Annotated in this window: 12 protein-coding genes; 7 read left to right on the top strand and 5 right to left on the bottom strand. The window is 38.0% G+C overall.

The window, feature by feature from the left end:
* The first annotated feature begins 17 nt into the window (after positions 1 to 17).
* Together PZ892_RS04750 and PZ892_RS04745 are read left to right on the top strand one after the other, a co-directional pair.
* Positions 18 to 1682 (top strand): M20/M25/M40 family metallo-hydrolase, encoded by a 1665-nt coding sequence (locus PZ892_RS04750; protein WP_277712211.1) that lies wholly within the window; start codon positions 18 to 20, stop codon positions 1680 to 1682.
* A 40-nt stretch (positions 1683 to 1722) separates the two neighbouring features.
* Entirely contained in the window at positions 1723 to 2139 is a 417-nt protein-coding gene (locus PZ892_RS04745; RefSeq protein ID WP_094280920.1) for a hypothetical protein, read from the top strand.
* 184 nt (positions 2140 to 2323) lie between these two features.
* Here the strand turns inward: PZ892_RS04745 and PZ892_RS04740 are convergent, their stop codons facing one another.
* From PZ892_RS04740 to proS, 4 genes are all read right to left on the bottom strand, one after another.
* Entirely contained in the window at positions 2324 to 2578 is a 255-nt protein-coding gene (locus tag PZ892_RS04740) for a hypothetical protein (protein WP_094258844.1), read from the bottom strand.
* A gap of 74 nt (positions 2579 to 2652) precedes the next feature.
* Entirely contained in the window at positions 2653 to 3801 is a 1149-nt protein-coding gene (locus PZ892_RS04735; protein ID WP_277712210.1) for a cystathionine gamma-synthase, read from the bottom strand.
* Positions 3802 to 3827: 26 nt separating this feature from the next.
* Positions 3828 to 4616, bottom strand: coding sequence for an NAD-dependent epimerase/dehydratase family protein (locus PZ892_RS04730; RefSeq protein ID WP_277712209.1), 789 nt, complete (start codon positions 4614 to 4616; stop codon positions 3828 to 3830).
* A gap of 9 nt (positions 4617 to 4625) precedes the next feature.
* Complete coding sequence (proS, locus tag PZ892_RS04725) at positions 4626 to 6098, bottom strand: proline--tRNA ligase (RefSeq protein WP_277712208.1); 1473 nt, start codon at positions 6096 to 6098, stop codon at positions 4626 to 4628.
* Positions 6099 to 6277: 179 nt separating this feature from the next.
* On the opposite strand from proS, the gene PZ892_RS04720 reads away from it, so the two are divergent.
* A complete protein-coding gene (locus PZ892_RS04720; protein WP_277712206.1) occupies positions 6278 to 7489 on the top strand; it encodes a hypothetical protein in 1212 nt (403 codons plus the stop codon).
* A gap of 139 nt (positions 7490 to 7628) precedes the next feature.
* The gene (locus tag PZ892_RS04715; RefSeq protein WP_277712205.1) at positions 7629 to 9185 is read left to right on the top strand and encodes a hypothetical protein; all 1557 of its coding nucleotides are present in this window, start codon (positions 7629 to 7631) and stop codon (positions 9183 to 9185) included.
* Positions 9186 to 9234: 49 nt separating this feature from the next.
* Here the strand turns inward: PZ892_RS04715 and PZ892_RS04710 are convergent, their stop codons facing one another.
* Positions 9235 to 10587: an NfeD family protein gene (locus tag PZ892_RS04710; RefSeq protein WP_094258850.1), complete on the bottom strand. Its 1353-nt coding sequence runs from the start codon at positions 10585 to 10587 to the stop codon at positions 9235 to 9237.
* Between the two features lie 34 nt (positions 10588 to 10621).
* On the opposite strand from PZ892_RS04710, the gene PZ892_RS04705 reads away from it, so the two are divergent.
* From PZ892_RS04705 to PZ892_RS04695, 3 genes are read left to right on the top strand one after another with little or no spacing between them, the layout of a single operon-like run.
* Positions 10622 to 11371 carry a hypothetical protein gene (locus PZ892_RS04705; protein ID WP_094258851.1) on the top strand — a complete coding sequence of 250 codons (750 nt, stop codon included), beginning with the start codon at positions 10622 to 10624 and terminating at the stop codon, positions 11369 to 11371.
* Between the two features lie 9 nt (positions 11372 to 11380).
* Complete coding sequence (locus tag PZ892_RS04700) at positions 11381 to 12310, top strand: LysM peptidoglycan-binding domain-containing protein (RefSeq protein WP_277712203.1); 930 nt, start codon at positions 11381 to 11383, stop codon at positions 12308 to 12310.
* Between the two features lie 13 nt (positions 12311 to 12323).
* Positions 12324 to 12953 carry a uridine kinase gene (locus tag PZ892_RS04695; protein WP_094280899.1) on the top strand — a complete coding sequence of 210 codons (630 nt, stop codon included), beginning with the start codon at positions 12324 to 12326 and terminating at the stop codon, positions 12951 to 12953.
* Positions 12954 to 13135: the final 182 nt, after the last annotated feature.

Here is a 13135-nt window from a genome sequence, read left to right as displayed (position 1 = left end):
GATATTCAACAAACATCATGAACAATAAACTATTTATTAGTGCGGCCTTATTATTAGGCTTGGCATCTTGTAAATCGGGGAGCGATAGTTCTTCCTATGACAAAAACAGTTTAGACTCGACAGCTCTTGCGGCCATTACTGAAGAAAGTTATAAGGCTTATGTCGCTAAATTATCTTCAGATGAATTTATGGGTAGATTACCTTTTAGTAAAGGTGACACTCTAACTGTAAATTACATTGAAGAACAATTTAAATCTCTTGGACTGGAACCAGGCAATGGGGATTCTTTCTTTCAGGAAGTCCCTATGGTTGAGATTAGCTCAAAACCTGTAAATCCAACCATGACCTTCAAAGGTAAGAACGGTGAACTTGCAGCAAAATACCTCGATGATTATGTAATCGGCACTCCCCAAATGGCTGAAAACATTGATGTAGAAAATACAGAACTAGTTTTCGCAGGCTTCGGAATTGTTGCCCCAGAGTATAAATGGAATGATTATGAAGGATTAGATGTTAAGGGAAAGACTGTCGTAGTGATGGTTTCTGACCCTGGACGCTATGATCATAATTTATTCAAAGCTGACACCATGACTTATTATGGTCGTTGGATCTATAAATTCGAAGAAGCTTCAAGACAAGGTGCTGCTGGTATCCTTCTGGTTCATGAAACTGAAGCTGCAAGCTACGGCTGGAATGTCGTAAGAAGCGGTTGGACAGGCCCTAGGTTATCTTTAGTACCTGAAAACAAAGGAGCTGATCTTACCAAGTTCCAAGGTTGGATTACGAATGAAACCACTAAAAAGTTATTTCAATTGGGTGGTTTGAGTGCTGATCTCATGGAACAAGCTAAAAAACCAGGTTTCAAAGCTGTTCCACTAAATGTGACCACCAATGTTAAATTGGCGAATACCTTAAGAGAGTCCAAATCAAACAATGTATTGGGAACTATTAAGGGATCGAAAAGGCCAGATGAAACCATCATATACACTGCCCATTGGGATCATATAGGAGTTGGTGAAGCTACGGCTGGAGATTCTATTTTCAATGGTGCTATCGACAATGCTTCAGGTGTTGCTGCATTATTTGAATTGGCGAAAGCTTTTAAAGCTGCAAAAGTACAACCTGAGCGTAGTATTGTGTTTTTGGCAGTAACTGCTGAAGAACAAGGCTTATTAGGTTCACAATATTATGCCGAACACCCAGTTTACCCATTGAATAAGACCGTTGCAAACATCAATATGGATTCATTCAATCCAGTCGGTGCGATGAATGGATTCCGTATCACGGGAACCGGACAAACAGAACTGGAGGATTATGCCATCCTTTCAGGCGCTAAATTTAACCGTAAGATGATACCAGAAGGAAAACAAACTACTGGTTCTTTCTACCGTTCTGACCACTTTAATTTTGTGAAGGTAGGTGTTCCAGGATTGTATATGGGTAGCAGTGGTGATTATTTGGAGACTGACACTACGGTAATTAAAAGCCGTCAGAAAGCATTAGCAGGCCGTTATCATGCTGTAACCGACGAATTAGATGACAATTGGAACTTCGATGGAATCCTTGCTGACATCCGTCTTTACTTCGATATTGGCTATACATTAAGTATGGATAAAATCTTCCCTAACTTTAAAGCAAAATCAGAGTTTAAAGAAATTGGCGATAAACGTCTTTCAAAATAGTATATTTGTGTTTATATAATTGAAAACTATGCTTACAGGAATGAAACATCTACACTCTACCTTAGCTATTGTATTGTTAATAGCTTTAGTGGTTGCTATTCTAATTACAATAGCAAATTACGCCGGAAACAAACCCTACAACCGTAAAATTGCATTGATCGGTTTAATCAGTGCACACATTCAGGGATTAATTGGGATCATACTTTATTTCGTATCCCCACTAGGATTAAGTAGCTTTTCCGGTGAAAACATGAAAAATGGAGATTTAAGATTATACTTTCTTGAGCATCCAATTATGATGATCATCGCACTTGTTTTGATCACAATGGGTTATTCAAAGGCAAAAAAACTTACTGATCAAAAAGCTGCCAATAAAACAGTGATCATATTCTACATCCTTGGATTGATTTTAATCCTGACTAGAATTCCTTGGTCTACTTGGTCTATTTTAAACTAGTATTTAGTATTTAGTATCTAGTATTTAGTATTTAGACAAAAATAAAAAAGGGGCAATGAAAATTGCCCCTTTCTCTTTTCTTACAGATAGCCATAGGTCTAAATACTAAATACTTACTACTAAATACTACAAAAAAGAGAGGGCTAAACATCTGTTTAGCCCTCTCTTTTATATTTTCTTACAATTATTTTTTGCTGAATCCTAAGATTGCAAAAACAACTTTGAATGCTAAGAAAGAAGCAACAAGAATTGCGATGTTAGCAACCCAAGAGAATAAAGAACCCATTTGGTCCAAAGCTGGGATAACATCCGGTACAAAACGAATAAACACTCCTACTAATCCGATTACGATTGCAACAGTTAATGATACATAATATTCAGTACGGTTTGCATTATTGTCCGTATGTTTTGCTGGTCTTTCTACAGTTGTATTTTCCATAATTGATAATCTCCTATTAAAGCTGCACAAATGTACAAAAGTCTGTGTGCAAATAAAATAATAATTACAATAATTTAACGTGATAGGGCTTGTTCCAAATCTGCAATCAGATCTTCTTCATCTTCAATCCCTACCGATAAACGTAATAGATTGTCTACTACTCCTACTTTCTCCCTAGTTTCTTTTGGAATGGAACCATGTGTCATGGTCGCAGGATGGTTGATCAAAGATTCAACCCCACCTAATGATTCTGCAAGTGTAAACACCTTAAATCCAGAAGCAATACGGAAAGTCTCTGCTAAATCAGCACCCTTAAGTACGATAGAAACCATTCCACCAAAGTCTTTCATTTGTTTCTTGGCAACATCATGTCCCGGATGATCTTCAAATCCTGGCCAATAAATTTTCTCTACTTTAGGATGGTTCTTTAAATATTCAGCAACTTTTCTTCCATTTTCACAATGTGCCTTCATACGTAGGTGCAAGGTTTTAATACCACGCAATACTAAGAAAGCATCTTGTGGTCCTGGGGTTCCCCCACATGCATTATAGTAAAACCAAAGTTGCTTGTAAAGTTCTTCATCATTCACGATCAAAGCACCCATTACCACATCCGAGTGACCTCCTAAATATTTAGTTACAGAATGCATAACGATATCAGCACCTAAATCCAATGGATTCTGAAGGTATGGCGATGCGAATGTATTATCAACTGCGTAAAGAATGTTCTTTGCTTTAGCTACTTTACCAATCGCTTCAATATCCGCCAATTTCAATGTTGGGTTTGTTGGAGTTTCAACCCAGATTAATTTTGTTTTTTCGGTAATAGCTTCCTCAACAGCTTTTACATCTGAAGTATTAACGAACTTGAAAACAATTCCTAGTGGTTCATATACTTTCGTAAATATTCTGTAGGAACCGCCATATAAGTCATCCCCTGTTACCACCTCATCTCCTGGCTTCAACAATCTCAGAACACAGTCCGTAGCCGCCATTCCGCTTGAGAAAGCTAAACCGAACTTACCATTTTCCAATGCAGCAAGACAATCTTCCAAGGCCTTACGCGTAGGGTTTGTACCACGAGAATACTCAAAACCTTTGTGATCACCAGGTGCTTTTTGCTGATAGGTAGAGGTTTGATATATTGGCGTCATCACCGCGCCAGTTGTAGGATCTGCCTCCTGTCCGGCATGAATTGCCTTGGTTGCAAATTTGTAATTCATATGCTTTTTATTTTCTGACTAAGTTATTAAAATTCTAATGGAGAAGGGTGTTTAAACTCATAATTCAACAAATCTATGATCTTATCCCCTTGGATAATCTTCTGAAAACTATGGCTTGGCTCGAATGCTGAAGGGTAACTGAACATGTATTTCTGTGCACTCCGCAAAATAACATCCTTTTTCAAAGGATGCTCCGGAGCAACAAGGTTATAATAGGTATATGGAATATTATTTTCCAAAGCTTGCTCAATCAATCCAACAACATCATCAAGGTGGATAAAATTAGCAGGTTGATCTCCGGTGCTCACGATTTTATCCTGAAAATACTTTCCAAAAATCCGATTCTTGCCAAATAAACCTCCTAATCGAAAGGTCATACTATAAGGTAAACTCATCATTTTCTTCTCCGCCATCCTTAATTTAGGAGACATTAATTCTTCTTCCTGATAAGTTTCATTAAAGGAACCATCCAAATCCGGGTATACCCCAACTGAACTCAAGAAAATATGTTTCTTATAGTTTACGGAGCAGAGAATGTTAAAAACATGTGAAAAGCGATGTTCAATTTCTGCTTCAGAATTTTTCTGGCTGGCTGGAATGGAATTTAAAACAGCATCAAAACTGACATCAACAGGTAAATCCAGGTAAAGGTCCCTATCAAAATCATGGATAAATGCAAAAATACCATCGGCTTTCAACCGATGGTATTTTTCTTCTGTTCTGGTTGTCACCCAGATATTCCAACCTTTCTTTTTGAGATGGTAAGCAAGCTCTTCACCTACCCATCCACAACCCAAGATCAAAAGGTTTTTCATGTTTTATTCTTAATATGCTTTCGCAAATAATACGCGTTGTTTAGAAGGTTTTCCAGTGAAAATACAAACACCTTCTTCTTCTTTTGCATCCAAAGGAATACAACGGATTGTAGCTTTTGTTTCTTCCTTAACGCGTTTTTCCGTTTCTACAGTACCGTCCCAGTGTGCAGAAATAAATCCGCCTTTTTCTTCCAATACTTGTTTGAACTCATCGTAAGAATTAACCTCTGTAATGTGTTCATCACGGTAAGTTAATGCTTTATTATAAATGTTATCTTGAATATCATTCAATAAAGCTGCAATACGATCTGGCAGTCCAGCTTGTTGAACAGTTTCCTTGGTTTGAGTATCTCTACGCGCAAGTTCTACTGTTCCGTTTTGCATATCACGAGCACCTAAAGCTACACGCAATGGAACGCCTTTCAATTCCCATTCAGCAAATTTGAATCCTGGTCTTTGGGTATCGCGGTCATCGTATTTCACGCGAATATCCAATTGTTTTAAAGCAGCAGATAATTCATCAACATACGCATCAAGATTAGCTTTTTCTTCCTCAGTTTTATAGATAGGAACAATAACCACTTGAGTAGGTGCCAACTTCGGAGGCAATACCAATCCTTGGTCATCCGAATGCGCCATGATCAATGCGCCCATCAAGCGAGTTGATACACCCCAAGATGTTGCCCATACATAATCCAGTTTACCTTCTTTCGAAGTAAATTTAACATCAAATGCCTTTGCAAAGTTCTGTCCTAAGAAATGTGATGTACCTGCTTGTAAAGCCTTTCCATCTTGCATTAATGCTTCAATACAAAGAGTATCTATTGCACCTGCGAATCTTTCATTCTCAGTTTTTCTACCACGAACAACAGGAACGGCCAAGGTATTCTCTGCAAATTCAGCATATACCTCCAGCATTTGTTCAGCTTCTGCAATTGCCTCTTCGCTGGTAGCATGTGCCGTATGGCCTTCTTGCCATAAGAATTCAGCTGTACGTAAGAACAAACGAGTACGCATTTCCCAACGAACCACATTCGCCCATTGATTCACCAAAATCGGAAGGTCACGGTAAGATTCAATCCAGCCGCGGTAAGTATTCCATATAATGGTTTCCGAAGTAGGTCTTACAATTAATTCCTCTTCCAGTTTCGCATCCTCATCCACGATAATATTTCCAGAACCATCGTTTTTCAATCTATAGTGGGTAACTACAGCACATTCAGTTGCAAAACCTTCAACGTGCGATGCTTCCTTGGAGAAAAATGACTTGGGGATAAATAAGGGGAAATAGGCATTAGAATGTCCGGTTTCTTTAAATCTCTTGTCAAGAACAGCTTGCATTCTTTCCCAGATTGCATATCCATATGGTTTGATCACCATACATCCTCTTACTGCAGAATATTCTGCTAGATCGGCTTTTATTACCAGATCATTGTACCATTGCGAATAATCCTCGCTTCGGCTTGTTATCCCTTTACTCATTCGAAATATTAAATAGTATTTTAACCAAAAACATGGGTTTAAGTGTACTTTAACACATAAATAACCAAAGCAAAAAAATAATTTGTAATTTTGATTGGTAGATTAAACCCTGACGATAAAATCGGGTCTAAGATAATAATTAATGACTGTAATATCGAATTTTAAACTGTTTTAGAATCATGAAAAACAACAAGATATTTTTGGGAGTGCTAACTTTAGCGATTGCAGCTTTGTTTAGCTCCTGTTCGACTTCTAGCCGGACAGTTTACCGGGATGATGTCTACAATAATAGAGACAACGGAGCGGTATACCAAAGTCCCGATTACTATTATACTGATGGCACGGATGATGAATCCCTTGCACAATCAGAGTATTATGCCGATGACTATTCAGATGAGGATTATGTAGAAGGTGGTGTTGAAGAGTTAGAATATGCTAACCGTATCAACAGATTTTACTACAACTCCCCAGGAATGATGTACTATGATCCATGGTTCGACCCTTGGTATGGTTATTCTGGATTTGGATTCGGATGGAACTCCGGATTTGGAATGTCCTTCGGCTGGGGATGGGGAAGCCCATACTATGGTTTAGGTTGGGGATGGGGAAGCCCATACTACGGATTTGGATACCCTTCTTATTATGGATGGGGTAACTACTGGGGACCTCAATCCTACTATAGCTATTGGGGACACCCTTACTACTATGGAAATGGTGGTTACTATGGCAACTCATACGGTGGAAACTACTACGGAAACAGAATCGCTTCTGGTAGAAGTTATTCTCCGAACTATGCCCCAAGAAATAATAGTGGTCGCGTGACTAGAGATGCAAGCGGTAGATTTGTAAATAGCAGATCAGGCATCGCATCCAATCGTAGCGGCTCAAGGTCAGATGGTACAATAGGTAGAACACCTTCTTCAAGATCAGGCTCTAGATCAGATGGAGCTATTAACAGAACTCCTTCTTCTAGATCAGGTTCAAGATCAGATGGTACTATCAACAGAACGCCATCTTCTAGATCAGGTTCAAGATCTGAGGGTACTATCAATAGAACTCCGTCATCTAGATCGGGTTCAAGATCTGAAGGTACAATCAACAGAACTCCATCTTCAAGAGGTACAATCAACAGAACACCATCTTCAAGATCAGGATCTAGCAGATCTCAAGGAACTATTCAAAGAACTCCTTCTAGATCATCTGCTCCTAGTACTAGATCATCAGCACCAAGCACGAGATCATCAGCTCCTTCACGTCCAAGCAGTGGTAGCTTCGACCGCGGTAGCTCATCAAGTGGTGGTGGATTTAGTAGAGGAAGTAGCTCCGGCGGCGGTAGCAGAAGCTCCGGTGGTGGCGCAACGTCCTCAGGAAGAAGCGGAAGCAGACGCTAATAAATAAGGATTACATATAGCCAATATTTTTAATATTGGCTATATCTTTTTCCCAAATTGCCATACCAATTTATCCTTTCAGAAAGATATTCAAGAAGCAATTCTTGTTTCAATATAGCATACAGAACCAGTACATAAAATGAAAAAATCATTACTATCTCTAACCTTTCTCGCATTAGCTTTTAACTATTCAAATATCCAAGCTCAATCCTTAGTCGATAATACCTTTATGATTTCTCGTGATCTGACAAATGGTACTGCCCGCTTTAAAGCAATGGGTGGTGTAAATACGGCATTAGGTGGAGATATTAGTTCAATTTCTGGAAATCCCGCAGGCTTAGGTTTCTACGGACAATCCGACGCCTCTATTTCCCTAAACTATTTGAACAATGAAAACAAAGCTACCTACTTCGGTAATTCAGTAAATCAAACCAAAGGAAAACTTGGTCTTGAAAATATTGGTGTAGTGATCCACTACCCTACGCATAATAATACAGATTTTGGCTGGCAGAATTTTAATGTCGGACTTAGTATCGACAAACAAAACAACTTCAATGATAATTTGAAGTATTTAGGAACCAATAATCAAAATTCGATCGTTCATTCATATACAGACATCATGGATGAAGATGCTGAGTTTGCTGGTGATTTCTGGAATTCCTATTTAGTTGACAAAGGTGCTGCAAATAGTGGTCGATATTTTCCTACTACACTAGAAGCTGATGACAAAAATCAACAGATGGACTTGATTACCACCGGCTATAAGTACAATACCAATGTATCTTTTGGTGCTAATTATGGCAATAAATTCTATATCGGTGCGCGCTTTGGATTCTTATCCTTTAATTATGATTCCAAAAGCACATTTCTAGAAAGTGGCTGGACTAAAACTGCAGATGAAATCAAAGCCGAAAATCCAACGACTGACTTTGCAAAACCTAGTAATCCTGCTTACCAGTACACAGATATAACCTACGACCTGACCGACATTAATGACCTTACCTTAAAAGGAACAGGAATCAATGCAGGCTTAGGTATTATTTACAAGCCAACTTGGGATTGGAATATTGGTGTCAACATCACCTCTCCTACTTGGACTGAAATCCAAGAAGATAGTAATATTGAAACCTTGGTCGATTATTATAAAGATCCCAATACCACGACTACCCTACATCCTGGATATGGTTCCAAAAACTACGGGCAATCCTTTGATTATGCAGTTATTTCACCATGGAAGTCATCAATAGGATTAACCAAATTCTTCGGAAAGGGTTTAATCTCAGCTGAAGCGGAATATATAAACTATGCTTCCATTAAATATCGTAAAATAGTTGCTAATGCAGACTTACAATTTGAATCCGAAACCAATTACCAGATTAAAAACTCCTTTAAAGGTGCTTTCAATTTAAAAATTGGTGGTGAGTTGTTAATTACAGATCAATTGGCAGTTCGCGCTGGATTCCATTATTTAGGTTCTCCTTATAAATATGACTCTCAAGACGATTATATTGCAAGTTTAGGTTTTGGCTATGTGATTACCCAATCATTGTATATTGATCTCGCAGCAATGCAGTTCAAACAATTCAATTATGGAAATTCACCTTATTCCTTTAAAACCTGGAATACTCCAACTCCAACCGCAGATGTAACAAATACTAGAACCAATGTAGTCTTAACTTTAGGCGCAAAATTCTAGATCAAATAAATAACAAGAAAGCCCGGAAATTATTTCCGGGCTTTCTTGTTTATGCTTTCTTTTCAGATAACTTTCTAACGAATAAGTTGTAGTTCTCATGCTTCTCCACATAGATTTCCTCACCAACATCGATATAACTATCTAAGGCTACCGCATCGTACCATACATTATCGATTTCTATTTTTCCACCTGGACGAAGAACGGTCTTAGTAATCCCAACCTTATTGATTAGATTAGGTTTCGCCACAGATGAGGTATAACCTTCCGTAGCTTTCTGTTCATCTTCCAGAACAAGTCTTTTAAATGTAGGAGATTGAAGTATATTTTTTCCGAAGATCACCATTAATACAATGGTCAAAATCATAGCTCCTATTACAATAATAAAGGAATTCATTAATAATCCTGGTTGGGTAAGTTTAAAATCAAAATAATCATTAGCCACCATTGAGAAGGCTAATCCACATAAAACTAATATAATTCCCGCAATTCCGGCGACTCCGAATCCAGGAATCACAAATATTTCAAGAACTAATAGGATGACTCCTAGAACAAAGATGGCAATCTCCCAATTATCAGCAAGCCCTTGCAGGTACAATGGAGCAAAGAATAACGCTCCACAAACTAGAGCAACCAACAGTGCAAATCCAATCCCTGGACTTTGAAGCTCAAAATAGATTCCGCCGATAATCCCCATAATCAGCAACCCACTTACCAACGGATTGATTAACCATCCGATTAGATGGTCAACCCAGGTAGTTTGATGCTCTTGAATTTGAGGCTTTTCGATATTTAAATCAGAGAAGATGTCTACCTCACTCTTGATCTCTTTTTTCGCAATCCCCACTTTTACAGCTTCAGATGCTGTTAAAGTCAGCAGTTTACCGTCTTCCTTCAACTCAGGAACAGAAATGGCAGGATCTACAAATGCTTCTGCGATTTTAGGGTCACGACCCTTCGCTTCCGCAGTGGCACGCATCAATCCACGCATATAGGATTGATACTTTTCAGGTAATATTTCCCCATTTTGATTCACTACGGATGCAGCACCCAAACTTGAACCAGAATGCATATAAATATAATCAGCTGCTAATGAGATTAATGCACCAGCAGATGCCGCATTATTATTAACATATACAATAGTTTTGAACTGATTTTCGTTTAATAGGCTAGAACGAATAGAATCAGCAAAATTTAGAGCTCCGCCGAACGTATTAAGATCAATTAACAAATACTCTGATTTATTTAATTTCGCCTGCTTAATCGCATTTTTCATGGTACGCCATGCATTGGGACCTATATCCTCCTTCAGGGGCACAGAATAAACCGTCTGGGCCTTAGCTTGGAAGAAACTCACAAAGCAAATGACGAGAATACCTAAAATGTATTTTGTAAATTTGTTCATAGTAGTATTTTTAACCGAATTTGCTTGTCATCGGATGACTAAATATACGATAAATAAAATTTTCGAGAAAGCATTCCCAACGAATATCTGGAAAATAGAGATTGATTCCGTCAAACCCTACATAGCTGTGGAAACTAGGGATGTGGAAACTACCTATGCCTCTTTTTTCGCTTTTGATTTTCAAGGGAATTGTTTAATGGATCCATGCCAAGCAGATGGAAAAGAATGGACCCTGGACTCTATTCAAAACGGTCACCTTATCCTGAAAAGAGTCGGTGAACAAACGCCTGTGCAGGAAGGCATACAAATCATTCAAATTGAAAACAACCAAGTCATTTTTAGCAGCTATGAATTTGTATTGATTGATGTTTACAAAGATTATATCCATGCCCGACACCGTAGTATTTCATCTGGCGAAAGTATCGCCATAGAAATTCTATCCGGTGAATACGCCAATGCCAATGAAATCCAATTTGATATGGCTTGTAATAAAATCCAATATCCTGTTACCTCACAGCAAACGCCTAGATTCTTAAAACAAGAACATAATACCGGGCCACTATGGCTTAGCAAAAGTGGTCACCATTTCCTTTGGTGCTACCATAAACAAAACAAATCCCGCTACGACCTTTGTCTAGCAACAAGTAATTTAAACCAGATACTAGATCAACAAGTCATACTTCATGACATGGAGAAAATGATTCCCCAACCTTATTTCCAATTGGGGAGCCAGGTCTTTTTTATGTCTTTTAACAAGAGAGAAATTGTTTCATATTTAGTATAATTGCAATTCATGATGAGAAAAAGAGTATTCAACATGTCTTTCAGAAAGACAATTATTATATTTTCTGCCACTTTTTTATTCGCCGGAGTATCTCTGGCTCAGGCACAATCCAATAATCCAAGTCAAAAAACTACAGTAGTAAACGGAAAAACTTTTATTGAACATAGCGTTAGTGCAAAAGATACCTACTACCAGTTAAGTCGGATTTACGGCATTCCTGTGAAGGATATTATGAATGCCAACAACAAAAAAAATCTTCGGGTAGGTGACTCTGTATATATCCCATATAAGGAGCCTGAAAAAAAACCGGATGAAAAACCTCATGTAGTTCAAAATAATACCAATAAAGACCGGGAATCAAAACCTCTGGGTGACCCGAATGGAAAAACCATTGAAGCGAAAATCTTAACGGAATATAAGGTCGGCTCCAATGAAACCCTTTTTTCTATTGCTAAAAGATTCTCAACCACGGTCGATAATATCAAAAAACTGAATGGTTTGAATTCTGATACGCTTCAAGAAGGACAAACTTTAAAGATTCCTGATGGTGATGTCATCGTTATCCAGAAGGAAGTGCCATCTTCATCGATCAATCTGCCAATCCCAGATAATATTAGCAAGGAAGAAATCGAATTCGAAACCAATCGTTATGGTATCCGTGAGAAAAAAGAAAAAGGTATTGGTATCTGGATGGAAAACCTTGAATCTGGTGGTCGCAGTAATTTAGCCTTACACCGTACTGCACCCGTAGGAACCATATTAAAAATTACAAACCCATTGACAAAAAGTGTTACCTTTGCCAAAGTTGTAGGAAAATTCTCCGATACTGCAGAAAGCAGAGATGCTATTGTGATTCTTTCAAAATCTGCAGCATCCTATATTGGAGCTCTTGATAAACGATTCCTTATAGAAATTGCCTACGGCGCTCCAGTAAATTAGTGCAAGCGTAAAAATGGACAAACCCTACGTAATTGGGATCGCCGGAAGTAGCGGTTCTGGAAAAACATTCTTCTTAAAAAGTTTTCTAAATCATTTCAATCAAGAAGAAGTCACCTTGATTTCGCAAGATGATTATTACATCCCTGCAAACACAAAGACCAGGGAAGAAAACAGACTCTATAACTTCGATTTACCAACTTCGATTGATAGACCCGCATTTTTCCATCATATCAAAGAACTGTTTGATGGAAATACGGTATATCAAAAGGAATATACATTCAACAACCCCGATCTTGAGCCTAAAATGCTTGAGATCAATCCTGCCCCTATCCTGGTCGTAGAAGGACTCTTTATTTTTCATTACGAAGAGATCAATGAATTATTGGATTACAAGATCTTCTTGGATGCTGATGAACCCGTAGCATTAGAAAGAAGGTTAAGAAGAGATTTGATTGAACGCGGTTACGACCATGACGATGTCATGTACAAATGGATTAACCATGTGGTTCCTTCTTATAATCAATACTTACTCCCACATCGGGATGAATGTGATCTAATTATTCACAATAATGTAGATGATCCTTTGATTATCCAAGCTTTCACAAACGACATTGCTACAGAATTAAGAAAAAGAATAGGTTAACTATTTTTAATTAATCTAAATTAGCTATCTTTGCATCATGTACGAGTCCATGATCAAGCTGCATATTTTAGAAAACAATCCATTTGAGAATTCAAAAGGCCATTCTCCTTTTAATTCCAATGGAGATTCTGTCTTTAAAAAATGTTGTAAAAAATATAAAAAGGGCAAAAGATGCAAGAAGT

It is taken from the genome of Sphingobacterium sp. WM, assembly GCF_029542465.1.
In the GTDB taxonomy this organism is placed as follows: Bacteria; Bacteroidota; Bacteroidia; order Sphingobacteriales; family Sphingobacteriaceae; genus Sphingobacterium; species Sphingobacterium cellulitidis.
This window is presented reverse-complemented; position numbering and strand designations above follow the sequence as displayed.